The 22,279-nt window shown below is 59.1% G+C and carries 27 protein-coding genes and 1 pseudogene; 14 read left to right on the plus strand and 14 right to left on the minus strand.

Annotated elements, in window-relative coordinates; all coding sequences use genetic code 11:
* Positions 1-16 precede the first annotated feature (16 nt).
* Together ACWHTU_RS15445 and ACWHTU_RS15450 are read left to right on the plus strand one after the other, a co-directional pair.
* On the plus strand, positions 17-874 hold the full coding sequence (locus ACWHTU_RS15445; protein ID WP_447860280.1) for a class I SAM-dependent methyltransferase: 858 nt from the start codon (positions 17-19) through the stop codon (positions 872-874).
* Between the two features lie 298 nt (positions 875-1,172).
* On the plus strand, positions 1,173-1,400 hold the full coding sequence (locus ACWHTU_RS15450) for a hypothetical protein (RefSeq protein WP_447860281.1): 228 nt from the start codon (positions 1,173-1,175) through the stop codon (positions 1,398-1,400).
* Between the two features lie 96 nt (positions 1,401-1,496).
* On the opposite strand, the gene ACWHTU_RS15455 is transcribed toward ACWHTU_RS15450, so the two are convergent.
* The 7 genes and pseudogenes from ACWHTU_RS15455 to ACWHTU_RS15485 form a co-directional block, all read right to left on the minus strand.
* Positions 1,497-1,979: a hypothetical protein gene (locus tag ACWHTU_RS15455; protein WP_447860282.1), complete on the minus strand. Its 483-nt coding sequence runs from the start codon at positions 1,977-1,979 to the stop codon at positions 1,497-1,499.
* A gap of 268 nt (positions 1,980-2,247) precedes the next feature.
* The gene (locus ACWHTU_RS15460) at positions 2,248-2,673 is read right to left on the minus strand and encodes a TraE/TraK family type IV conjugative transfer system protein (RefSeq protein WP_447860283.1); all 426 of its coding nucleotides are present in this window, start codon (positions 2,671-2,673) and stop codon (positions 2,248-2,250) included.
* Positions 2,674-2,680: 7 nt separating this feature from the next.
* Entirely contained in the window at positions 2,681-2,959 is a 279-nt protein-coding gene (gene traL / locus ACWHTU_RS15465) for a type IV conjugative transfer system protein TraL (RefSeq protein ID WP_447860284.1), read from the minus strand.
* 112 nt (positions 2,960-3,071) lie between these two features.
* Positions 3,072-3,380, minus strand: coding sequence for a hypothetical protein (locus ACWHTU_RS15470; RefSeq protein ID WP_447860285.1), 309 nt, complete (start codon positions 3,378-3,380; stop codon positions 3,072-3,074).
* A 1,115-nt stretch (positions 3,381-4,495) separates the two neighbouring features.
* Positions 4,496-4,960 (minus strand): annotated as a pseudogene (locus ACWHTU_RS15475) (DUF2726 domain-containing protein).
* Positions 4,961-5,461: 501 nt separating this feature from the next.
* On the minus strand, positions 5,462-5,689 hold the full coding sequence (locus ACWHTU_RS15480) for a hypothetical protein (protein ID WP_447860286.1): 228 nt from the start codon (positions 5,687-5,689) through the stop codon (positions 5,462-5,464).
* A gap of 138 nt (positions 5,690-5,827) precedes the next feature.
* Positions 5,828-6,604 (minus strand): helix-turn-helix domain-containing protein, encoded by a 777-nt coding sequence (locus tag ACWHTU_RS15485; RefSeq protein WP_447860287.1) that lies wholly within the window; start codon positions 6,602-6,604, stop codon positions 5,828-5,830.
* Positions 6,605-7,607: 1,003 nt separating this feature from the next.
* Between ACWHTU_RS15485 and ACWHTU_RS15490 the strand changes: the two genes are divergently transcribed.
* The 8 genes from ACWHTU_RS15490 to ACWHTU_RS15525 all read left to right on the plus strand — a co-directional run bounded on the left by ACWHTU_RS15490 (position 7,608) and on the right by ACWHTU_RS15525 (position 11,837).
* Complete coding sequence (locus ACWHTU_RS15490) at positions 7,608-8,123, plus strand: DUF488 domain-containing protein (RefSeq protein ID WP_447860288.1); 516 nt, start codon at positions 7,608-7,610, stop codon at positions 8,121-8,123.
* A gap of 184 nt (positions 8,124-8,307) precedes the next feature.
* Positions 8,308-9,300 (plus strand): patatin-like phospholipase family protein, encoded by a 993-nt coding sequence (locus ACWHTU_RS15495; protein WP_447860289.1) that lies wholly within the window; start codon positions 8,308-8,310, stop codon positions 9,298-9,300.
* Positions 9,301-9,468: 168 nt separating this feature from the next.
* Positions 9,469-9,615 carry a DUF2784 family protein gene (locus ACWHTU_RS15500; protein ID WP_447860290.1) on the plus strand — a complete coding sequence of 49 codons (147 nt, stop codon included), beginning with the start codon at positions 9,469-9,471 and terminating at the stop codon, positions 9,613-9,615.
* A 299-nt stretch (positions 9,616-9,914) separates the two neighbouring features.
* Positions 9,915-10,472, plus strand: a complete 558-nt coding sequence (locus tag ACWHTU_RS15505; RefSeq protein ID WP_447860291.1) for a group I truncated hemoglobin — start codon at positions 9,915-9,917, stop codon at positions 10,470-10,472.
* 139 nt (positions 10,473-10,611) lie between these two features.
* Positions 10,612-10,758: a hypothetical protein gene (locus ACWHTU_RS15510; RefSeq protein ID WP_447860292.1), complete on the plus strand. Its 147-nt coding sequence runs from the start codon at positions 10,612-10,614 to the stop codon at positions 10,756-10,758.
* A 55-nt stretch (positions 10,759-10,813) separates the two neighbouring features.
* Complete coding sequence (locus ACWHTU_RS15515; protein WP_447860294.1) at positions 10,814-11,179, plus strand: transposase; 366 nt, start codon at positions 10,814-10,816, stop codon at positions 11,177-11,179.
* A complete protein-coding gene (locus ACWHTU_RS15520) occupies positions 11,164-11,295 on the plus strand; it encodes a hypothetical protein (protein WP_447860295.1) in 132 nt (43 codons plus the stop codon). Before ACWHTU_RS15515 ends, ACWHTU_RS15520 begins: the two co-directional genes overlap by 16 nt.
* Positions 11,296-11,327: 32 nt before the next feature.
* Positions 11,328-11,837: a transposase gene (locus ACWHTU_RS15525; RefSeq protein ID WP_447860296.1), complete on the plus strand. Its 510-nt coding sequence runs from the start codon at positions 11,328-11,330 to the stop codon at positions 11,835-11,837.
* Positions 11,838-11,962: 125 nt separating this feature from the next.
* Here the strand turns inward: ACWHTU_RS15525 and ACWHTU_RS15530 are convergent, their stop codons facing one another.
* The 4 genes from ACWHTU_RS15530 to ACWHTU_RS15545 all read right to left on the minus strand — a co-directional run bounded on the left by ACWHTU_RS15530 (position 11,963) and on the right by ACWHTU_RS15545 (position 13,840).
* Entirely contained in the window at positions 11,963-12,331 is a 369-nt protein-coding gene (locus tag ACWHTU_RS15530) for a carboxymuconolactone decarboxylase family protein (protein WP_447860297.1), read from the minus strand.
* A gap of 225 nt (positions 12,332-12,556) precedes the next feature.
* Positions 12,557-12,811, minus strand: a complete 255-nt coding sequence (locus tag ACWHTU_RS15535; protein ID WP_447860298.1) for a heavy-metal-associated domain-containing protein — start codon at positions 12,809-12,811, stop codon at positions 12,557-12,559.
* Positions 12,812-12,877: 66 nt separating this feature from the next.
* Positions 12,878-13,315 (minus strand): mercuric transporter MerT family protein, encoded by a 438-nt coding sequence (locus ACWHTU_RS15540; protein WP_447860299.1) that lies wholly within the window; start codon positions 13,313-13,315, stop codon positions 12,878-12,880.
* A 24-nt stretch (positions 13,316-13,339) separates the two neighbouring features.
* Positions 13,340-13,840: a heavy metal-responsive transcriptional regulator gene (locus ACWHTU_RS15545; protein ID WP_447860300.1), complete on the minus strand. Its 501-nt coding sequence runs from the start codon at positions 13,838-13,840 to the stop codon at positions 13,340-13,342.
* Positions 13,841-14,382: 542 nt separating this feature from the next.
* Here ACWHTU_RS15545 and ACWHTU_RS15550 point away from each other — a divergent pair.
* The 4 genes from ACWHTU_RS15550 (at position 14,383) to hflC (ending at position 18,680) form a co-directional block, all read left to right on the plus strand.
* Positions 14,383-15,570, plus strand: a complete 1,188-nt coding sequence (locus tag ACWHTU_RS15550) for a methyltransferase domain-containing protein (RefSeq protein ID WP_447860301.1) — start codon at positions 14,383-14,385, stop codon at positions 15,568-15,570.
* 2 nt (positions 15,571-15,572) lie between these two features.
* A complete protein-coding gene (gene arsS, locus ACWHTU_RS15555) occupies positions 15,573-16,607 on the plus strand; it encodes an arsenosugar biosynthesis radical SAM (seleno)protein ArsS (RefSeq protein WP_447863379.1) in 1,035 nt (344 codons plus the stop codon).
* 178 nt (positions 16,608-16,785) lie between these two features.
* Complete coding sequence (gene hflK, locus ACWHTU_RS15560) at positions 16,786-17,823, plus strand: FtsH protease activity modulator HflK (protein WP_447860302.1); 1,038 nt, start codon at positions 16,786-16,788, stop codon at positions 17,821-17,823.
* A complete protein-coding gene (gene hflC, locus ACWHTU_RS15565) occupies positions 17,820-18,680 on the plus strand; it encodes a protease modulator HflC (RefSeq protein ID WP_447860303.1) in 861 nt (286 codons plus the stop codon). Before hflK ends, hflC begins: the two co-directional genes overlap by 4 nt.
* A 6-nt stretch (positions 18,681-18,686) precedes the next feature.
* Here hflC and ACWHTU_RS15570 read toward each other — a convergent pair whose 3' ends face one another.
* The 3 genes from ACWHTU_RS15570 to cutA form a co-directional block, all read right to left on the minus strand.
* Complete coding sequence (locus tag ACWHTU_RS15570; protein ID WP_447860304.1) at positions 18,687-20,375, minus strand: formate--tetrahydrofolate ligase; 1,689 nt, start codon at positions 20,373-20,375, stop codon at positions 18,687-18,689.
* A gap of 259 nt (positions 20,376-20,634) precedes the next feature.
* Positions 20,635-21,663, minus strand: coding sequence for a M23 family metallopeptidase (locus ACWHTU_RS15575; RefSeq protein ID WP_447860305.1), 1,029 nt, complete (start codon positions 21,661-21,663; stop codon positions 20,635-20,637).
* Between the two features lie 125 nt (positions 21,664-21,788).
* Positions 21,789-22,118, minus strand: coding sequence for a divalent-cation tolerance protein CutA (cutA, locus tag ACWHTU_RS15580; protein WP_447860306.1), 330 nt, complete (start codon positions 22,116-22,118; stop codon positions 21,789-21,791).
* Positions 22,119-22,279: the final 161 nt, after the last annotated feature.

Genomic DNA, 22,279 nt, shown 5'->3' on the forward strand with positions numbered 1-22,279 from the left:
GGTAGCAGGAGATGCCATGCCCCAACAGACAGCGCAAGAAGTCATCGAGATTCAACGGCAGGATTGGAACCGTGTCGCGGCCGGATGGGAAAAGTGGGACGAGTTCTTCGATCGCAGCATGGCCTGCTTGAACCACCGCCTGGTCGGCGACGCCCGACTGCGCCCTGGCCATCACGTGCTGGATCTAGGTTCGGGCACTGGCTATCCCGCGCTGCTGGCCGCGCAGGTCGTCGGCTCTCAGGGTCGCGTGGTCGGGATCGATCTGGCGGAGCAGATGCTGGCAGCCGCGGAGCGCAAAGCCGCCCGGCTCGGCTTGACTAACATCTCATTTCGCACCGGTGACGCGACGACACTGCCGTTTGGCGCCGCTTCGTTCGATGCGGTAACCAGCCGCTTCTGCCTGATGTTTCTGCCGGACGTTCCTCAAGCGGCGGCCGAGATCGCAAGGGTGCTCAAGCCCGGCGGCTGGGTTGCCGCCGCCGTCTGGTCTGACCCGGACAAGAATCCGTCGATCAGTTTGTCCGTAAACGCTATCAGAAGCGTTATCGAGCTCCCGCCGCCGGACCCGACCGCGCCAGGTATCTTTCGGTTGGCGAACCCTGGTGACTTGAGCAGCATGCTGACTCAGGCCGGGTTATGCGACGTGAGCGAGTCGGAATTTGCCGCAGAATGGTCCTATGCCTCCCCCGAGGAGTACTACACCAACCTGCTGGAGATTGCAGCGCCAGTTCAAAACCTGATGGCAAAACTCTCAATTAATCAAACACAGGAAGTCAAACGTCTCATCCTCCAAGGCGCGAATCGGTACCGACGTGGCGATCGCCTCGTCTTTCCCTTTGTGGCCCGTCTCGTCGCCGGCCGCAAGCCTTTGTAAAGGACCCGCTATCCTCGACTTGGACGGATTTAAAGACTGTTCTTGGCTCCACTCGCCAACTCCGGGGTGTCATCAACCGCGTCACGCTCGGCGGTGTGGATGTTCTCAACGGGGGAACCCTCTTTGGCATCATCTACAAAGGACGCTTCGAACTGACGGTCACCGCAGCCACGCTGGCGTCCGAACCGCCTCCCCCTACTTTCGAGAAAGTAGCCTTGTCTCGAAGCTGGCGCTACACCATCGCCCTGTCATCATTCCTACCTCCCAGCGGCTCTACACCGGCTCACGGAGGTGAGCCATGGCTCGGGAGAAGCAGTTGACCGGTCTCATTGGCGAGATTTACGACGACGCCCTCGATCCGTCGCACTGGTCTGCCGTGCTGCAGGATCTTGTCCAGCTCACCCAGAGCCACACCGGTAACATCGCGGAAATCAACCTTGTCAGCGGAGAGACTCGGCCGCTGGCTTTGGTGGGAATTCCGCCAAGGGTTTCTCGGATTATGGACTCCGAATCCCGGCTCCTTTAAGGTTGGCGTCGCCTACGCCAGCCACCGTCACGTCATCGACCAGGCTCTCCTGCGGAACGAGTTCTATCAGAGTTGGATGAAACCGCTGGGACTGTTTCACACCGCGGGCGGCTTTCCCCCCTCGTCGAGGGAAATCGGATGTTCCTGATCGGTGTCCATCCGCCCTGGTCCCAGCACCGCCCTTACGAGGATCGAGAGGCCCGCGTCCTCCAATCCCTGTTTCCTCATCTCAAACGCGCGCTCCAAATCCAGAACCGTTTGGACCAAGCCACCGCGGAGCGCGACACGCTGCGGGAAGTGGCGGATCGCTTGCGGCCGGGGATGATCGTGTACGACGCGCGGGGGTGCATCCAGTGGGCCAACCAAGCAGCCGAAGCACTGTGCCGGCAAACCGACGACCTGACGATCACGAACGGCATGCTCACCGCAGTTGCTATCGATGAAAACAGCCGGCTGGCACACCTGCTCCGTGAGACCCTGGACACTGCCAATGACACGGGGCTGGGTGCCGGCGACACCATGTTGGTATCGCGGCCATCGGGACGCCGGGGCTACCCGCTGCTCGTCAGCCCACTGCACGCCGGCAGGCGGCAGGATGAGCAGAGGCCCGCCGCCGTGGTCTTTATCTCCGACCCGGAGGACACGCCGGAGCTGTCCGACGCCTTCCCTGGGGCATATGTACGGCCTGACTCACGCGGAAGGGCAACTCGCCACGTTGCTCCTGCAAGGCTTGTCCGTGAAAGACGCAGCCGTCCACCTCCACCGAAACCTCCACACCACCCGCACCCAGCTCAAACAGATCTTTCAGAAGACCGGCACCAGACGCCAAGCGGAGTTCATCAAGCTCCTACTCAGCCACCCGGCGCTGCTTGCCCGTGAAGCTCCCAGGAGCAAGCGTCCCTAGCAGGTTCGCACCGTGAAGCATCCCAATCCATTTCCCCACGAGAAAGACTCCCAACCCCCTTTTCCCTTTTTCGGGGGCCACGTAACGCAGCACGACCGTGTGGCCGAACTCGACCGACCTCGGCGTGACATTCGTAATGAACGGCAGCAAGGTCGGCGCGATCTGGCGGCGGTACTCATCGGAAACCTTCCCGTCCGAGGTGACCAGATAGTCCCGCGAGACCGACGCTGGGACCACGTGGAGAATCTCCACCCGGCGATAGAGGCCGTTTGCAATCAAGGCCAGCACCAATCCGATGTTGGCCAGGAGCAGAACAAACGCGATGGCCCGCGTGCTGTAGAGATCCTTCACATACTGTCCGAGATGCATTGGGTCCTCACTCAATCAATTCCCGAATCGTTTCTTGTGGTCCCAGCGGAAGGTCGAATCCCGGGATTCCGTACCAGTAGGCGCAGTGGTAGATGAACCCGTCGCTCTTCCCACTCTTGAGCGTCGAAATCATGAACGTACACACGAGGCCGACGATGAGCAGGAAGGTCAGGTGTCGGGTGAGGATGCCGATGAAGCCGCAGAGGATCAGCACGATCAATTCGTCCAACTCCCACCAGGCGATCTGCGGCGGATTGTCGAGATACCTTAAAATGAAGACCGGCACCGTCATCCTCCCCTGCAACATCGATTCGGTGATCCGAGGACCGAGGCACGTCGCCCCAAGGCAGATCGGGATGGAGTCGTCTATCCAACCCCTTCCCCATCGAGCCTCTGCCTTACATCAGCCCCGTGGTAATCGTTGGGATCACGGTCGGCAAATAGAAGGACCCGGCTGCGACGCCGAACCCCGTGAACATGTAGCCCCACCGGCCGGTCATCGCGGAGCCCAACCCGATCGCCCCGGCAATCAAGCCCAGCAACGTGCCGAGCGAACCCTGCATCCAGCCTGTCAACAGAGTGTTCAGCGGACCGAACGTTGCGTCCGCGCCCGCAAACGCCGGGACTGCCATGATCACCGTGCTGGCGAACAGCACCATCGCTATCACGCCCAGAACCACTGTCATCTTCTTCACGAGCTTACGCATATGAGATCCCTCCACGTTGTCTCCTCAGGAACAGTGAGAGCCGAAGCACCTACGGCACAGTCATGCCGAATGAAGTAGCAAGACAGACGCACCTTACTGATTCACCGGGTCACCCATCCTTTCTCCCCCACAACTGCCGGCCTACAGGTTCACACCCATCGTCGGATCAGTTTCGGAAGTGCTGCGTCGCACCACTTGCTGATTCGCGTCATTTCCCTTCGTCGTGCGGTGGACCTACGCGCTCCTACTCTATGATCTTGACTGAGTGAGCCCGCGTCTCTGATTGCCGTGGCAAACTGACGGATCACTGTGTGGGCAAAAACACGGGAAGCGACCTGACTGTCCTCAAGAGTGACGACAGTGCTTCTGGAGCTGGAGCTAAGACCCGCACTGATGGCAGAGGCGAGAGTACTTCCGGCTCCGACAGGTAAAAGATGTTCCGAGCACATACTGAGGAGTCACTTTGACCGTCACGACTCCATGAGGAAACGGATGCGTCCGTTCACAAGCCTTCACGACTAATGCAGTCTGGACGGCAACCGATGACCAACAAAGCACTCCCGCCACTGCGAGACTCATCACTCCCCATCGCATCAACCACTCCCTCTGCCACGAGCGCTATCGCGCAACTGAAGAACCCACGGCGCTGCGCCGCCCTGGCGATTCCACAAAGAGTATTACTGGCTGATCGTCAGCGTGAGGGACAGGACTGAAACGTTCTACGGCAGAGAAATGGCTGACGAGAAAGGGGCGAGAACAGGAGACAGAGAGGGACAAAAGTTCTCGGAATCTTTTCTTCCTTCATGATGAGCCTGTTGGCCCGGTAGGTGGTGGACAAAGAGTTAACGTTCTGACGAAGTAGCGATAGTTGGACCAGATTGGAACGATCAACGGCGGCGAGTGAGCCAAGCTGTGACTGCAAGACGCGACCCCCATCCGTCGATGGGCAATGGGAATCTGGGTCCGACATGACCATTGACTCTAGCGCAGCAGCCAAGATGACGGGATGGGACGATCACCGGCATGTCCGGGCTGCAATAGGTGATGACGAGAACCTGACGCCCTTTCTTAAGCCCAGTTGAATGCCCGTAAGGTCTGCTGAACAAACAACTTGTTTAGGCGGCAGTTCCCGGTTGGCTGCGCACGCCCAATGTCTCCAGGATTTGACCGCGCAGGGCCGGAGCTGAAAAGGACTTCCTCACCGGCACACGGAGCAAAGGAATCCCGGCAACGTGCAGGACTTCATTGAGGAAGATGTCCAGCTCCTGTCTCTCCGGTAACTGATGCGAGGCGTCGTCCAACTCGATCACCAAAGCTGGAGCCACGGTTTACGGATGACACAGGACAAAGTCTACGTGCTTAGCCTGCACCCGATTCATGTGCGTCTGACGATTGGATAGGTTCTGCGGCAACCAGAGAAGGTCCAGCAATCTTACTTTGGCAAAGATCAAGTAGCGGTTCCCTACCGCCTGGCGGAGCGCCTCATAAAAGTCCCGTTCCGCAGGAGACAGTAAGTACCACTTCTTCTGGTACGGCATCGGTCCGGTCGAGACAGGCTGGCCGTCTTGTTGCCAACGCATCCAAGCGGATCTATTGCGTCCAGGGGAAGACTTGAAGTACCGATAGACAAAATACCCTATCAACGCCCAGGTAATAACTCCCGCGAGGATTAATCCCAGCGTTGCCACTCGTCTTCACCCGAAACTTGTAAGGATCGCCACTAGCCAGCTTCACATCAAGCCCTTGGGTTACTTCAGATCTACCCGTTGACCAATGCCACTTTCATCGGCGTAGGAACCAGAAAAGCTTCCCGGTACATTTTCAGCTTCTCCCAGGAGTGTCAGAGGCAATACACGTACTTGAGGAGATTCGGACGCCTGGTCCTTTCGGCCAGCAGTGGTCCCACGCTAGCGTTCGCCCCTTTGACCTCATACCACTGCTGGTCCCTCGTTCTCACATACAGGGGCTCCCATGCGCTGACAGAATCAGGGCGCATGACCTGCTTGGCTTCTCGCCAAGAGAGCGCGCACACAGCCTCGCCGCACACGAGAAGAAGGCAGATCTTAGCACGCCACCCTTCTTCAGCACAGAATGCTGAGTTCATTGGGATTGAAGGTGAATTGCCAATAGCGTTTGCGTTGTCCGCGAGTCTTTCCTTTCTTGGCGATGATGATTCTTTCTCCATTTATTCGCCATGTGGCTCGTTTCCCGTCTATGCGCTCAACCTCTTTGCAGTGTTCATGCTTGAACACGGGCAATAGCACTTTTGCATACCATAAGTCTCGGCTGTCTAAGAACACGACTTCCACGGCGCTCCTCCATCTCCGTGAGCGATCTGCCTCATTCGCGAGGTTTCCGATCTGTCAGAACCGGAAAAGACTCCTGATAATCGCCTTGATCGGTACATTATTCTCGATTCTGTTGGGTAGCTTTGTTGCCCCAGTGGATCATTCGTCCTTCCGGGCACCTTGTTCATTGAAAAGGCTATTCCGCCCGAGAAACTTGATCAGAACCTTCTCCAGTTGGGTTCTTTGTGTATCGTCGTCCACGCGAAAATAGCCGCCGCGTTCGAGGAGTCGTCGAAAGAACCATTTGTCTTGTGTCTGATGCTGCTTGTTCCGGCGCCTGAGGTTCTTGGTTTGGCCAACATAGATGGGGCGCTCGGTTCGGTCATAGTAGACGTACACACAGGGCTCCTCAGGAATCATCGAATCATCCCACGGTGAAAAATCGCTGAACTCTCCGAGTCCCTGAACCTCGCTTTCTTCCTTAATTTCTTGAGCAACTTCGCGTGGGAGTGGGACGGACCCTAGCGCTTCGACAAGACGCTCGCGGGTCTTTTTCCAGGGGCTTCGGACGATGCCCATCTCGATGGTGTACACTGCTTGGGAGCTTAGGCCAGCCTTATCTGTGAGCTTGGCGTGGGAAAGGCCTCGTGACTGCCTCTCATTTAGCAACCACTCTCCGAAGCCACTTGTCTCGTGCCCCCTAGGAATGTCTTCCTTTGTTCGAGCAGTGGCCTTCCTTGGGGGCCTCTGGCCATTTTCAGAATGTTCGATCCATTCAAGTACTTTGTCATACGTGTCGCCCCGGGGCTCCGAGGAGCCGCTTTCCCATGTATGTACTGCAGCCTGCGATACATGAAACCTTTCGCCGAGTTCGGCCTGGGAAAGGCCTGCTTTTTCTCGTGCGCCCTTCAGACGTGTACTAAACCGTTTTCCCATTTGCTCCTCTATTACGATTGATTGGAAGCGGCAACAGCTCGTGGTCTGTCGAACCATTGACTATCGTGCCGGCGTCTGATTCGGCGCATGACGGCGTTTCCCGATCAGAGACAAGCTTCTCAACCCACGCACCTGACAGGTGAACTGTAGCCATCGTTCCGCTGAAGACAAAACCTTTTCATCGAAAACGCAAGTGCGGTAACAGGGACAGGCACCGCCGTCCTTCGACCGGCTCAGGACCCCGAGTTCCATCGAGGAGCAGACGGTGGAGCCAGTCCCCTGGCAGCGGGTTCACCCTCATCTTGGCCCGCAAGGGGCGAGGGGCAACTATGGCGGACAGTCAACGATATGCCCAACACGCGGGTTTGGTGGAGGAGGGGGCAGAGGCCGGCGGTGAGGTCAGGGGCCTGGAAATAGGGACATTCTACTTTTCTTGCCCGCCAGTTCCTCTCTGGAGCCTTGCCTCCTCTGCGCCAGCTTCGAGAAGCTGAAAAAGGGGTCGGGAATCTTTTGCAATTGCGGGAATCTTTTGCAATTAAGATACATACACTTGCCCGCTCAGAAGACGTTCCCCGTGTGACCCATCACAAGGGCGATAGGGATGCACGCAAAGACTCCGCCCCCCTTCGTACCGCAATCTTTTTGCCTTACCGCGGCAGAATCGGTTCCAAGTTGAACGCTACACCGATGCGCGGAGCGGTTCCGCGATAGGTCGCCGCGGCATGGTAAAGCTAGCCCGGGAGGAGAAAAAGGGTCGGGATTGTTTTCTTGAAACCGGCTGCTACTATTATTGAGGAAACGGCGGTTTCGGCAACAAAGGCAAGACAGCTGTGACCGCTGACGAGGTGACTCGTGGGCCCCTGTCTCACGACAGGTGTGCGGATAAGCCACGATCTTACGAGAACCACAATCCCGATCTCAGTTCTTTCTTCTGAACGGATAAGCGGGGCGCTTCGCAACACAGGCTAGACGCATCGGGGCCTTTTCAGGCATGGTGAAAGCCATGCTCATTTGGACCATCGGCCATTCCACCAGACCCATTGAGGAATTCATCGATCTCCTCCGGGCGCACGGCATCCGAGTCCTGGTCGATGTCCGGAGATTTCCCACTTCGCGACGCCATCCTCAGTTCAACGCCGAGCCGCTCGCTCACAGCCTACAGGAAGCCGGTATGCCATACCGGCACATGCCGGAGTTGGGCGGGCGGCGGACAAGCCGGCCCGATTCCGTGAACCTGCGATGGCGGAGCGAAGGCTTCAGAGGCTATGCGGACTATATGCAGACGGATGCATTCTGGAGCGCGCTGGGAGAGCTGATGGCCTGTGGCAAGAGCGGGCCCACCGTCGTCATGTGTGCCGAAGCGGTGCCCTGGCGCTGCCACCGATCGCTGATCGCGGATGCGCTGGTGAGCCGAGGCTGGACGGTTCGGCATATTCTCTCTGCGGCGGAGGCGACCCCGCACCGACTCACGCCTTTTGCCAGAATCCACGAAGGGAAGGTGATGTATCCGGTGGAATAGCCGGCTCTACAGTCCGGACGCGCCGACCGCGACGTTCATTCCCCTTGGCAAGCGACCCCTAGCAGCGTTTCACAAAGCCCTCAGAGTTGTCCCTGCCGCCTCGCTTGATTAAGATGAATCTGCTTTCACGTCTCGATCCTGATGAGGAAGGCCTGCGAACCGCATTATAGAGAGTGCGGTCCCCATGAGCGCCACCCTGCCGGAAAAGACCGCGTACTATGCAGTTGCGCAGGAGATGTGGGAAGCGTTGCGCCAGCGTGCGTCGGGGTCGGCCGAAGGTCCTGCCATGGGCTTGGTGGTGCAAGGCGGGGGTATGCGCGGCATCTATTGCATGGGCGTCCTCGCTGCCTTGGAGGAAATGGGATTCACCGCCTGCTTCGATCATGTCGCCGGAGCCTCGGCGGGCGCGCTCACGGCAGCTCATTTCATCACCGGCCAAGCGCGGTATGGCGTCGAGACCTATGTTCACCATCTGAGCAACAGGAGATTCGTCCATCTCCTGCGCGTGAGAAAACAACTGGACGTCGACTACCTGATCAATTACGTCGTCAGAGAGGTCCGCCCGTTCAAGGTGTCGACCCTGGCTCAAGCCTCGACCACCCTGCATATCACCCTCACCGACGCACGCGACGCCTCCGCCCACTATGTGACGAACAAAACACCCGGGATTGACCTCTGGGAAGCCTTTCGCGCCACGGCCGCCGCACCCATCCTGCATAACCGGTTCGTCCGCGTTGAGGACCGGTGGTGCTTGGACGGCAGCCTCAGCGACCCGCTGCCGATCCGACGCGTCGTCGAGTGTGGCTGCCGCTACATCCTGGTCATCCTCAACAAGCCGCTCTGGTACCGAAGCAAGCCGGTCCGGGGGCCGCTACGAACCATCGCGGCGCTGAAGATCCGTCACTACAGCTCGGGGCTCAAGCAGGCGTTGTTCGACGAAAATCTCGCGCTTAACCAGACGCTGGACTTGCTCTCGGAAAACAAAGGATGTCTCACCCTCGGCTCGGCCAAGATACTCGCTATCGCGCCGAGTCATCAGCGTCATCTCGTGAAGTCTACGACCACCAATGCCAAACGCCTATGGCTGTGCGCGTTGAGAGCCAGAGCGGACGCGTGGCGGGCCTTCGGGCAGATCCTGCCCACGATGGACAATCCATTTAAGACCGCCGACACGTAGCGGCTCTCCCACGGCTGGTGGCGAAAGCAGGCATCGCCCGGGCGTCGTGAAGCATGCTCTATCTTCTGCTCGCCGATTCGGTCGCAGCTCTCCATCTCGCCTTCGTGCTGTTTGTGGTGTGCAGGGGCTTGTTGGCATTGAAATGGCGGTGGGTTGTGTGGTTTGCACGTGCCCGCTGCGGCGTGGGGCGCCGCGGTGGAATTCGGCGGCTGGACGTGCCCGCTGACCCCGCTCGAACTCTGGCTGCGCGAGTCCGAAGACGAGGCCGGTCCTCAGCCCGATTTCACCGCCAGATATCTCCTGCCGACGTTGTAACCGGCTGGACTGACGCGCGAGGCCCAGTTCGCCCTCGGCGCACTGGTGCTGATCGTCAATCTGGCGATCTACGGATGGCTCTGGCAGCGGACGCGGCAGACTTGAGGCAGCAGCTCGCACGATTGCTTCTTATGAATCAATTGCTAAAGCGGATTTGTTGTTCGCAACGACTATTCGCCAAAAAGAATCCGTCTTTGAAATCCGATCTCCCGTATCCGCTCGCAAGGGTTGAGTAGCGAGCCGGTCTTTCGACCGTTTCACAACCGCTCAACTAACCCTATCAGGATGAGAGAGTCGCCATGCGTTCGCGTTTCGCATCCGGGATCATGCTCACCACACTGGTTGCCGTCACAGCCGCCTGCAATACGATAGAGCCGTCCTCCGGGAAGATGACGGCCGACAAGTCGCTCTATGACCGCTTCGGCGGCAAGCCGGCGATTACTGCCGTGGTGGACGATTTTGTCGCCCGCGTTGGGTCGGACAGCCGAATCAACGGCAAGTTCGCCAATGCCAGCATTCCCCGTCTGAAGACCATGCTGGTCGATCAGATTTGCCAGGCTGCCGGCGGACCTTGCACGTACACCGGTCGCGATATGAAAACCGCCCACGCCGGCATGGGGATCACCGGCGAGGAGTTCGACGCGTTGGTCGGAGACTTAGTGGCCATGCTGAACACGTTCAAGGTCGGCGAGCGCGAGAAGAATGAATGGCTGGCCGCCCTGGGTCCGAGGAAGCAAGACATCGTCGAGAACCAACGGTGTCGATGCACTAAGCCGGCTATTCCGTATTCCAGCTTTACAGCGCACAAAGGAGCAGCCTGGTGGGGATCTGCAAAGGGATCGGGACTGTTTTCTTGAGAGGATCGGCTGCCGTCTGGAAAACAGCGCTTGCGGCGACGGAGGTGGTGGCCCTCTTCTCGTGGAAATTTAAAAGGCGTATCCTCCCGTCGTAAGAAACGGTCCTGGGGAGGGCCGAAACCACAGGAGGAATACACCTATGAGGCGACAGTCTACGCCGATTGAGCGCGCAGTGGAAGACAATTGGGGACCAGATCGCTTGACCGCCTCGTTGCGGGAGCGCATCCAGGAAGTGATCATCACCCTGGTGGCACCCTGGTGGAGGGAGAATTGGCCGAAGTCCTAGCGGCTCAGCTGTATGAGCGAACACCGGGCCGGCGCGGGTATCGGACGGCAGCGAGGTGCAAACGATCACGACGGGCTTGGGCGCCGCCACAGCGACGCTGCCTCGCGGGCGACTGCGGCAGGAGGGGCGGCTGGTGGAATGGCAGAGTCGGCTACTGCCGCGCTATGAGCGCCGGGCCCGGGCGGTGGATGCCGCCGTGCTGAGCGTCTATCTGGCGGGTGCAAACCAGCGGCGCATCAAAGGCGCCTTGGCCCCCTTGCTGCGTGGGACGTCCTTGTCGAAAAGTGCGAGCTCCCGGCTGGTCGGTCGCATCAAGAGCCTGCTGGGGCAGTGGCGCCCGCGGTCGCTGGCGGAGGACGGATTGTCTATCTGTATCTGGACACCATTGCGCTACGTGTCCGGCTGGTGCAGAAGGTGGTGACCGCGCCGGTGCTGGTGGCGCTGTGGAGACGCAAAGATGGGCAGAAGGGCGTCCTCGATCTGGAGCTGCTCACAAGCGAATCGACGACCGCCCGGCAGGGCCTGCTCGGGGGCTGAGTACGCGGGGGGTACGCCGGCCACAGTTGTGCGTGGTCGATGGGAACTCCGGCCTGCGGGCCGCGGTGGAGGCGACCTGGCCGGGCGTGGCGGTGCAGCGCCGTACGGTCCACAAGCTGCTGAATCTGGAACGACACGCCCCCAAGCATGCCATCGAGGAGCTCCGCACGGCCTCTCACGAGATCGTCTATGCAGCGCGACCCTCAGCGCCGCGCAGCAGGCGTACCGCGCGTTTGTGCGCACGTGGCGCGCCCGAGCCCCGAAGGTCGTCGAGAGCCTGGAAGGAAGCGGGCGAGGAACTGCTGACCTTCTGCCGGTTCCCCGCGAGTCAGTGGAAGTGCCTGAGGACCACCAACGCCATCGAGCGGCTCCATGGCGAATTCCGGCGCCGCGTCAAGACGCAGGGCTCGTTGCCGAATGCCCAGGCGGCCGAGTTGCTGCTGTTTGGGCTCCTGGTCATAGGGCAGATCCGGATGCGCCAGATCGATGGGTGGCGCGAACTGGCAACGCGTGCGGCGGATGCGGCCCAGCGAGCCGCCTGACGGCCTAGGTCTGGTATGGACCGACAGAAGATCGTTGCTCTGAGGGCAAATGTGAAAGCCGCCCGCCAGTTCCTCAATCGGCTCTGCACCATCCGTTCACCACGGCACCCCGCTTGGTGGTCGGCTCAATGCGCACAACACTGGGCCGAGGACGCCGACTGCTCGCCGCGGATGGACCCTTTGTACGCCGCGTACGCTTTCAGCGCCCACTCTTCGCCCGGACAGCCCTGCATGGTCATCGCGACTTCGAGGAATTCAATCAATTCGTCCTGGGTGGCTCCTTTGTCGCACGCCATCTGCACATAGGCCCGGATGCAGGGTTCGCAGCGGATCGCGATGGAGATGGCCATGGCGGTCAGGAGCTTATATTTGGCCGCCACCGCTGCATCTCGATAGGCCTCTTGGCGCATCCGGAGCAATCCTCCCGTGACCTTGGGACTCAACTTTCTCAGTTCGGTGAATAGTCTGGTTTCATTAGTTGTCGGTTGATTCATAACGATTTCCTTTCCCTCGCCTAAAATACCTCCAGCGAGTCGCGAAGATCTCCCCTCACCAAGACTCTCCCCCTGAAGGGGGAGGGGAAGGCCGGAGGGGAAGCTGCTCGCTGTTGGCTGTCACCTATTTTTCGATCAGCCGCGCCTTATACATTGACAGCGGGCTGCCGGCCCCTTCGACGGCCTTGATCAACGCCTCCACACCGGCTTTCTCCGGATCGAACGTCACCGAGGCGCGCGCGTCCGCATAATCGCGGAGAAAACGATCCACTTCTTGCCCACCCTGACCTCGACAGCACTAACGCCGGGCACTTTGTTGAGCGCGGCTTTGACGTCCTTCACGCACGCCCCGCAGGTCATGCTGTCGATCTGTAAGATGACAGTGTGCATCCCCTGGGTCTCAGCCGAAAGACCACAGAGCCCGAACATGTTCAGCGTCATGATCCCGGTCAGCATCGCTGTCACAATGAGTCTCCACATGGCCGATCTCCTTGTTTCCACCCCTCACCCTCTCCTCTCCCGCAGGGGGGTGAGGAGGATACCGCGTTACAGCGCCAGCCAGTACGGCGCCAAGACCAACACCACCGCGAGCGTCGCGATGATCCAAAGCAGCGCGCGATTCGGATGAGAACCTGAGACTAGCCCACAGGTCTGACCGGACGGCTCACCGGCCCTCGGCTTCCGGTAGGCGAGATAGAAACTGAAGCCCAGCAAGAGGATCGTCATCCCGATCAACCAGGGCCGATAGGGCAGCAGTGCTTTCAGGAACCCGGCAGTACCAGCCAACGCACCGGTGACGCCAATTCCGACGCCGAGCGCGGCGAACACCAACGGCCCGATACAGCACAACGAAGCCAAGAACGCCGCGACCAGCCCGGCGATCGAGGTGATCACCACCGGTTTCGTTGCCGATCCGGCATGGCCCGATGTCTTCATGATCCGACCCTGGATCGCCTTGGTTTCGCCGCCACAGGTTTTGGCCATTGCCGCTTTCCTCCCCGGTTTCACTCATTTTCCGCAGAACGGACTCCCCAACCGTCCACTTCCAGATCCTCCCACGGGCCGTGTTCGTGACCTCCGCTTGCTCCCAAGCGCCGTTCGCGCCTCGCCTTCCTCCAGGCTCTGCAGGATTGGGCACTGCTCAGTCGACCGCCCAGCACGGCAGGCCCGGATCAACCCTTGAAGGGCTCGGGCAAGGGCCTGGAGGTCACGCACTTTGGCCTCAACTTGTCTCAGCTTGGCTTCCGCCTTCCGCTGCACGACGCCGCATCGCCCCGTTGAATCGACCCGAAGATCGAGGAGTTCCTCGATCTCGTGAAGCGTGAAGCCCAATGCTTGAGCGTTCTTAATAAAGCGCAGCCTCCGGTGCGCTTCATCGTCATAGAGCCGGTACCCGGACGACTTGCGAGCCATCGGTGTCAACAACTTCAGCCGTTCGTAGTACCTGACTGTCTGGATGTTGACGCCTGCTTGCTTCGCCAGTCGCCCAATCGTCAATGCTGATTCCATGGCACCACCGTGGGGTTCGTGAACTGTACGCCCAGTCCCGTCGTATCGAGTCAAGGGGAAGAATGCCTTACAGAGTCATTGCCTTCGAATGACCTCTGCATCAAGGTTTTCGAAAAAGGCGGCCGGTGAACAATGCTCCGGCCGCCCTTTTCTACTCTTTCTACTCTGGCCCTTGCTCATCCAAAGAAGCTCTGCACCCACCGCCAGACTTTGGTTACCGCTTCGTACGGGCAGAAGCCGAGCGTTTCGACCCAGGGACACATAAGTCTCACCTCCCTCCTGAGGCGAATGCTACACCTTGTACTCTGGTACCGAGTCAAGGGACGGAACTGAAAGCACCATATCCACCGCGGTCTGGGTAGAGACGGTAGTTGACAGAGGGACGGAGAGTCCACTGGCCGGCTTCTTTCGCCTCGGCTGTGAACCAGCTTACAGAGGTCTGGCGTCGAAATCAGGTAACATCCTCCACGATGGGATTGACGGAAACGCTGGGTGTTGATACATAGACCCATCTCTATGGCGTTCTCCCATAAGAGGGAATCGTGACCGTCGAGAAAATCTCAGAACTCGTGAGCGAACGTTACGCCAGGGCCGCCGCGACAGGCGAGCGCATGTGCTGCCCGACGGGATACAACTTTGACGAGCTCCGTCGTTTTATTCCCGAGGAAGTTCTGAGGATTTCCTATGGTTGCGGAACGCCGGCCGGCCTCGACACGGTTCGGCCGGGAGAAACCGTGCTGGATATCGGATCGGGCGGAGGCATTGATTGCTTTGAAGCCTCGCGCCGGGTCGGTCCGACCGGCCGGGTGATCGGCATCGATATGACCGACACTATGTTGGCCATTGCGAGGCGCAATGCGCCAATTGTCGCGGCCAACTTGGGCTATGAGACCTCCAACGTCGAATTCCGCAAGGGCCTGGCCGAGGCCCTGCCGGTCGACGACGGCAGTATCGACCTCATCATTTCAAACTGCGTGATCAATCTGGCGCCAGACAAGCGTCGCGTGTTCCGCGAGATGTTTCGGGTTCTCAAACCGGGCGGACGCTTCACAATCTCGGACATCGTCGCCGACCAGGTGGTACCTCAGTACCTGATCCACGACACGGAGAAGTGGGGGAACTGCCTGTCCGGCGCTCTCCAAGTCGCTGAGTACATTGGCGGGATGGTCGAGGCGGGCTTTCGCGGGGTGCATCAACTCAAGGCCGTGCCCTGGCAGTCGATCGACGGCATTCACTTCCTGTCGATCACCTTGACTGGCTTCAAGCTGCCTGCCGCGGCCGAGCCTACTGAGGCGCGGTTTGCCACGCTGGTAGGCCCGTTCAGCCGGGTGACCGACGAACTGAGTAACCTGTACAGGCGCGGCATTCCCCAACAGATCACGATGGCAACGGCTCAGTTATTCAGCCTACCGCCGTTTCGTAACCTGTTTTTGTTATCGGATACGCCGGTCGTCCTTGAGCCGTCGGACTCCCGCTGGTTGGCCGTGTTACCCGAGCAGAAACCCTGCGTCTGGCAAGGGCATTTCGCGATCTTCACCGGCCCCTTTGCCGAAGTCGAGGACGACGACCACCACACCTTCCGGCGAGGCGTCCCGTTGGAAATCTGTTCAAAGACATTGCACGTTCTCCAGACCGACGCATACCGGCTTCACTTCGCCATCATCAACCGTGCGACCTCCGCTGTCTCCGGTACGGAAGCCGCGTGCGGCCCGACAGGCAGTTGTTGTTGACCATGGGATTGACCCTGTTAGCTCGCCAGAGTCCCCTCGCTTCGACTCACGAGCAACTCCAGATCCTGGAAGGTTCCCCCTGTCAGCCGTTCGAGACCAGGCTCAGTGAAGCGGGCCTGCACCCTCTCCGCGCCACCGGCATCACGGTCCTCCAGATCAACGTCGGTAAACTCTGCAACCAGACTTGCCGGCACTGCCACGTGGACGCAGGGCCGGATCGTCAAGAGATTATGACCCGGGCCACAGCAGAACTCTGCATTCGGGCGCTCGCCATGACCGAGATTCCGACAGTCGACATCACCGGAGGCGCTCCGGAACTGAACCCTAACTTCCGATGGCTGGTCGAACAGGCCAAGGCATTAGGGCGCCATGTGATGGACCGTTGCAACCTGTCCGTCCTGCTGCTCCCCTCCCAGATTGATTTGGCTGACTTTCTGGCCCAACATCGCGTGGAAGTGATCGCATCCCTGCCCTACTACCGCGCAGCGCAGACCGACGCACAGCGCGGCGAAGGGGTCTTCGAGAAATCGATTCAAGCCCTGCAACTGCTGAACCGAGTCGGCTACGGACAAGAGGGGACGGGTTTGTTGCTGAACCTGGTCTACAACCCCGTTGGCGCGTTTCTCCCTCCAAAACAGGAGACGATCGAAGCGCAATTCCGCCGAGAATTGGCCGGCCGATACGGAATCACGTTCAATCGCCTCTATACCATCACCAACATGCCGATTAGCCGCTTCCTGGAATTCCTGTTGGAGCGAGGCAACTACGAAGAGTACATGGAGCGGCTGGCGAATGCGTTCAACCCCGCCGCGGCGGCCGGCGTCATGTGCCGGTACACCCTGTCGGTCGGCTGGGATGGTACACTCTACGACTGCGACTTCAATCAGATGCTGGACCTGCCGGTCCATCGCGGAGCGCCGCGGCATATCCGTGAGTTCGAGCCGGCCTTCCTGCACCGCCGCCGAATCGTGACCGGCAACCATTGCTACGGGTGCACAGCCGGAGCTGGCTCGTCATGCAGCGGTGCCGTCACCTAACGCAGGCCGGAGACCCCGGCTGTGTGTTCACCATGTCCGGCATCGAGCCCCGCGCGATGCCGTCTCTCCGACATTCTTCCATCGACCACCAGGAGAGCAAGAACCGGAACATCATCTTGGGCTGAGGCCGATATCCGGTTGCCGCCTTCTCCCTCAGTCTGCTAAGGTGAGGGCACTTATGGTATGGGATCCGAAAGACCCCTGGACCAAGCGAAGCGACCCGCTTGAAGACGCACTTCGCCAAGCGCAGGCACATCTGCGGCAGGTGATGCCGTCGCGCGGCCTGCGCTCGGTCTTCTTGATCATCCTGCTGATCGTGCTTGTATGGCAGGCGGCGTTCATCATCGCACCGGACGAGGAAGGGGTGGTGAAACGGTTCGGCGATGTGGTCCGGGTGGTCGGTCCTGGCCCTCATCTGAAGATCCCTTTCATCGAGACGGTCCTGCAACCGAAGGTCGCCAAGCTCCACCGCATCGAAGTCGGTTTCCGCACAGACCGTCAGGGCCGTCAGCAAATGCTGCCCCAGGAAGCCTTGATGCTCACAGGCGACGAGAACATTCTCGCGATCGAATTCATCGTCCAGTACAAGATCAAGAACGCGCGAGAGTATCTCTTCAATGTCGCCGACATCGAGGAGACAATCGGCAAGGCCGCGGAAGCCTCGATGCGAGAGGTGATCGGAAAGAGCAAGATCGATGAGGCGTTGACCACTGGAAAAGCGCAGATCCAGCAGGACACGCAGGCACTTTTGCAGGGCATCCTCGACCAGTATCAGGCGGGCATCCAGATCGCCGCGGTTCAGTTGCAGGACGTCGACCCGCCTGAGGCGGTCGTCGCGGCGTTCAAGGACGTCGCGAGCGCCAAAGAAGACCGGGAGAAGCTGATCAACCAGGCGCAGGGATACCGGAACGATATCATCCCCAAGGCGAAAGGAGAGGCGGCGCAACTGATCAACCAGGCGAAAGGCTACGCTCAGGCCCGTGTGAATCGTGCCCAGGGTGAAGCGAATCGCTTTCTGAAAACGTTGAAGGAATACAACCAGGCAAAGGACATCATCAGCAAGCGAATCTACATCGAGACGCTCGAAGAGATCATGCCCAACGTGGAGAAGGTCATCATCGACGGGAAGGCAGGCGATCGGGTGATTCCGTATTTGCCGCTCGATCGTGTACCAAAGTCTTCGGGGACATCCGCCGGCGAGGAGAAGAAGCCGTGACCAAGCAAAATCTTCTCGTGGCGTTGATCGCTGTCGCCGTTCTTCTGTTCCTGCTCGGCGCTTCGCCGTTCTTCATCGTCGACGTCACGCAAACGGCGATTGTCGTCCAGCTTGGTAAGCCGGTTCGCAATGTGACGACACCTGGACTGTACGTCAAGGTTCCGTTCATCCAAGAAGTCACGTACTTCGACAAGCGTCTGCTGGATTATGATTCATCCGCCCAGGACGTGATCACCCAGGACAAGAAAACGATTCTGATCGATAACTTCGCCAAGTGGCGCATCGTCGATCCGTTGAAGGTGTACCAAGCGTTTCAGAGCCAACGGGGCGCGCTGCAGCGTCTCCACGACATTATCTATTCCGAGCTGCGGGTCGAGTTGGGCCGCCACGACCTGTCCGAGATCGTCTCCAAGACACGCGCCGAAATCATGAAGGTGGTGACGGAACGTTCCAACGAAAAAGCGTCGGCCTACGGCATTGAAATCCAGGACGTCCGGATCAAGCGGGCTGACCTGCCGGAACAGAACGAGAAAGCGGTGTTCGCCCGCATGCAGGCCGAGCGTGAACGCCAGGCCAAGCAATATCGCGCGGAAGGGGCGGAGGAAGCGCAGAAGATCCGGTCCGAGGCGGAGAAGGACCGCGAGATCATCCTGGCAGAAGCGTACCGAGAAGCCGAGGAGCTTCGCGGCGAAGGCGACGCCAAGGCCTTCAAGATTTACGCGGATGCTTATAGGCAAGATCCCCGGTTCTTCGAGTTCACCCGTTCGATGGAAGCCTACAAGAAAACCTTCAACGGCAAGTCTACCGTGGTTATGAGCCCGGACTCGGAATTCTTCAAATACCTCAAACAGCGTTGATCAGCGTCAAGCCAATCCCGTGATCTCTCCGGTTTCCGCATCAAGATCGATTCTCTCCCCTGCGGGCCGTCTGGGGAGGCCCGGCATGAGTTGAATGCCGGAGCAGATCGCCGTCAAGAATCCGGCGCCGGCGAAAATGCGCAGCTCGTCGATCGGGAGTGTGAATTTCGAAGGCCGCCCCTTCAGCGTCGGGTCATGCGAGAGAGAAAGAGGGGTCTTGGCCATGCAGACGGGAACCCTTCCAAAACCCAGTTGCGCCGCCCGCTCGATCTGACGCTCGGCTTGCTCGCTGTACGAGACACCGGCAGCTCCGTACATGCGAGTGGCGATGGTTTCGATCTTGAGGTGGATCGGCCAGCCGTCCTCGTACAACACCGCAAAGTTGGATGGTTGCTGACAGGCAGCCACGACGGCTCTAGCCAACTCCTCGGCGCCTTTTCCACCGTCTGCCCAATGAGTCGAGACCGCCGCACGCACCGCACCCGCTTCCAACGCTCGATTGCAGACCAGTTCCAGCTCGTCCGCTCGGTCTTCCCGAAACGCGTTGACAGCCACCACGGCCGGAATGCCGAAGGCGCGGACGTTCGCGATGTGCTGCTCCAGGTTCTCCAGACCGCGGGTCAAGGCTTCCTTGTTCGGGCCCGTCAGGCCTGTGGGAAGCGGGGCGCCGAGTTTGACCACTCCGCCTCCGCCGTGAAGCTTGAGCGCCCGGAGGGTGACAACCACAACCGCCGCATGGGGCTGGAAACCCGATATCCGGCATTTGATGTCAAAAAATTTTTCGGCTCCCAGTTCGCTGCCGAATCCAGCTTCCGTCACGACATAGTCGGCGCAGCGTAGCGCGATTGCATCGGCAAGAATCGAGCAGTTGCCATGCGCAATATTGCCGAACGGGCCCGCATGGATCAGCGCGGGCGTTCCTTCCAGGGTCTGTACAAGATTGGGCAGCAGCGCGTCTTTCAGAAGAACAGCCATGGCCCCGGCACAACGTAAATCTTCTGCCGTCACGGGCTGTCCCTCTTTCGTGAGCCCTACCAGGATTCGGCCGAGGCGGCGCCGCAAATCCTGCCGGCCGGACGCCAGCGCCAGCACCGCCATCACCTCTGACGCCTCGGTGATGACAAACTGAGCTTCTCGGCCGACCTTCCCATCTGAGCTTCCGAGAACAATCTTCCGTAAAGCCCGGTCACTGATCCCTATTGCTCGCGGCCAGAGGAGTTGAGTCAGGTCAAGACCAAGGGCGTTGCCGTGGTGCACATGGTTGTCGAGAAACGCCGATAGGAGGTTGTGGCTTGCGGCTACGGCATGCGCATCCCCGGTCAGGTGGAGGTTGATATCCTCCATGGGAATCACCTGCGCTCTGCCCCCGCCGGTTCCTCCCCCTTTGATCCCAAACACCGGGCCCAAGGACGGTTGGCGCAAGGTCACAATCGCCCGATGCCCGAGCCGCCACAACCCCATCGCAAGCCCGATTGCGGTCGTCGTTTTTCCCTCTCCCATCGGTGTCGGGTTGATGGCCGTAATCAGGACATAGCGTCCTTGGGGCCGATGAGCGAGCCGATCAAGCACCGACAACTCGACTTTGGCCTTGAATTTCCCATAAGGAATCAGTTCGTCTCGTGTCAAATCGACGTCCTGACCGACAGCTTCTATCAGGCGAGGTTTCACGGACCGTGCGATCTCCAAGTCGCTCATACCGATTCTCTTTTGAACTGATCATTCCGGCAAAATCCAAAGTCGCCGGAGATAGCATAGGATTCCCGCCAAGCTTGCAATGAGCGCCCGGCGCCTCGAGCAGAAGTGTCACCGGAGCGTTCGTTTCACCGGCCTTGGTCACGTATAAGGAAAAACGAATGAACCGGAAACGCGCTCGAGTGCACCCAGACCGAGCCCCATGAATCATGGGGGTCGACCGATGGGAAAAAGAAGAAAGGATGGAAGGTGAGGATGAAATCTATTCCAAAATGTATCGCATCGGGTCGATTGCTTGTCCGTTCACCTTAACCATGTAGTGGAGATGGGGCCCGGTCGCGAGTCCGCTGCTACCAACCAACCCCACAACATCTCCCCGTTTGACTCGTTGGCCTTCTCTCACCATCGGCTTGGCCAAGTGGCCGTAGAGCGTCTCGATTCCATAGCCATGATCAATGCGGACAAGGTTTCCAAGCTTCGGGTCGAATCCAATCGCCGTGACCCGTCCTTGAGCCGGAGCCTGAACCGGCGCGTTCGGTGCAGCACCGATATCCAATCCATCATGCCAGGCTGGCTTTTCGGTGAAAGGAGAGATCCTCGGTCCGAACCCCGACGTCACCCACCCTCTCACCGGCCAGATAGACGGGGTTGCCGCCCATCGAGATGAACGCTGTTCAGCCGCCGCCGTCAGTTCTTGCAAAGCCTGCTCTTGCCGGGTGGCTTCTTTGGCCAGCCATGCCAATTGTTCTTTGACACGCTGCGCTAAAGCTTCCTGTTCAAGCTGTGTGCGCGTGTCGGCCGCGTTCTCCTGAACTTGCAGCCTTTCGGCACGACCGCTCACCTGGAAGTCATCTAAACTCCGGCGAGACGGAACGGAAGATTGTTCAAAGCCGATGTCTTTCCCTTCTGGAAGAGGAGTATCTTCACCGCCCCGTCCGTTGAGCAAGTCTCCTGGCTTTACCGACTCAATCCCCAACATGACTCGGAGTCGCTGATTGACCTCTTTCATAGTCGTTAACCGCCGTTTGAGGTCATCCACTGCCGCCGAGAAAGCGGCGGTTTGCTCTCGGGCACTCATTGCCTCGGCTCGAAAGGCAGAAAGTTCCCAAACCTCTCCCGTCCGGATCACGTAGTGTGAGATAACCAAAAGATCGGCAAAAACCAATACAGCCAAGAGAATCAATAGCTTACGAACAAACTTCCGGGGAAAACTAAAACGTAGGGGCTTGGCTGTCGATCCTCGAAAAATAACGACGGTATAGGCGTCGCTCTGTTCCATATGCTGGCGCATGCCCGTGTCTCCTTCTTGGATCCCCACACTCCTTTTTTATTTTATTAACGGCTCTCCGCGAGTTTACCTGACCCTCTTATCGATGGTCAACCCTCTTTTTATGACTTAATACTTAATCTTTTCAACTACTTAAGAAGTTCTCCTCTCAACCACTCCAGGTATGGCTGAGAGCCGAGAACGATCGGAAGCGCGATGATCTCGGGGACGCTGTAGCTATGGTGGCGCTTAATAGCCTCCTCCAGTGCTGGAAAGGACCTGGAAGCGGTCTTGAAAACAATCATCGCCTCCTGTTCGTCATGAATCTTCCCTTCCCATCTATAGATGGATCGAACTTGAGGGATAACCGTGGCGCAGGCGGCAAGTCTTGCCTCCACCATCAGGTTGGCCAGCTTAACCGCTTCCCCCGTGGACGATGCCGTCACCAGAACAACGACCTCGGACACCTGATTGGTCATCGGCTCCCTCTAAACCTAATCGATTCCCGAAAGCCGGGATTCCATACCGTGTACAAGCAAGTCTTGTACCTGTCAAAAATGCCCAAGAGGACCAAAATCTTTTGAATTCAACCTGTTAGGCGACAAAATGGTTGTCAGGTTGGATAAGGACGCCGCCTAAA

The organism is Nitrospira calida, from assembly GCF_976986435.1.

Excerpts from the sequence above, each read along its gene's own strand:
- arsS (WP_447863379.1), top strand. The coding sequence starts at position 15,573 with ATGGGATTGACCCTGTTAGCTCGCCAGAGTCCCCTCGCTTCGACTCAC.
- ACWHTU_RS15570 (WP_447860304.1), bottom strand. The coding sequence starts at position 20,375 with ATGAGCGACTTGGAGATCGCACGGTCCGTGAAACCTCGCCTGATAGAA.
- cutA (WP_447860306.1), bottom strand. The coding sequence starts at position 22,118 with ATGACCAATCAGGTGTCCGAGGTCGTTGTTCTGGTGACGGCATCGTCC.
- ACWHTU_RS15535 (WP_447860298.1), bottom strand. The coding sequence starts at position 12,811 with ATGTGGAGACTCATTGTGACAGCGATGCTGACCGGGATCATGACGCTG.
- hflK (WP_447860302.1), top strand. The coding sequence starts at position 16,786 with ATGGTATGGGATCCGAAAGACCCCTGGACCAAGCGAAGCGACCCGCTT.
- ACWHTU_RS15505 (WP_447860291.1), top strand. The coding sequence starts at position 9,915 with ATGCGTTCGCGTTTCGCATCCGGGATCATGCTCACCACACTGGTTGCC.
- ACWHTU_RS15490 (WP_447860288.1), top strand. The coding sequence starts at position 7,608 with ATGCTCATTTGGACCATCGGCCATTCCACCAGACCCATTGAGGAATTC.
- ACWHTU_RS15575 (WP_447860305.1), bottom strand. The coding sequence starts at position 21,663 with ATGCGCCAGCATATGGAACAGAGCGACGCCTATACCGTCGTTATTTTT.
- ACWHTU_RS15485 (WP_447860287.1), bottom strand. The coding sequence starts at position 6,604 with ATGGGAAAACGGTTTAGTACACGTCTGAAGGGCGCACGAGAAAAAGCA.
- ACWHTU_RS15445 (WP_447860280.1), top strand. The coding sequence starts at position 17 with ATGCCCCAACAGACAGCGCAAGAAGTCATCGAGATTCAACGGCAGGAT.
- ACWHTU_RS15470 (WP_447860285.1), bottom strand. The coding sequence starts at position 3,380 with ATGCGTAAGCTCGTGAAGAAGATGACAGTGGTTCTGGGCGTGATAGCG.
- ACWHTU_RS15530 (WP_447860297.1), bottom strand. The coding sequence starts at position 12,331 with ATGAATCAACCGACAACTAATGAAACCAGACTATTCACCGAACTGAGA.
- ACWHTU_RS15510 (WP_447860292.1), top strand. The coding sequence starts at position 10,612 with ATGAGGCGACAGTCTACGCCGATTGAGCGCGCAGTGGAAGACAATTGG.
- ACWHTU_RS15545 (WP_447860300.1), bottom strand. The coding sequence starts at position 13,840 with ATGGAATCAGCATTGACGATTGGGCGACTGGCGAAGCAAGCAGGCGTC.
- ACWHTU_RS15450 (WP_447860281.1), top strand. The coding sequence starts at position 1,173 with ATGGCTCGGGAGAAGCAGTTGACCGGTCTCATTGGCGAGATTTACGAC.
- ACWHTU_RS15540 (WP_447860299.1), bottom strand. The coding sequence starts at position 13,315 with ATGGCCAAAACCTGTGGCGGCGAAACCAAGGCGATCCAGGGTCGGATC.
- ACWHTU_RS15460 (WP_447860283.1), bottom strand. The coding sequence starts at position 2,673 with ATGCATCTCGGACAGTATGTGAAGGATCTCTACAGCACGCGGGCCATC.
- ACWHTU_RS15495 (WP_447860289.1), top strand. The coding sequence starts at position 8,308 with ATGAGCGCCACCCTGCCGGAAAAGACCGCGTACTATGCAGTTGCGCAG.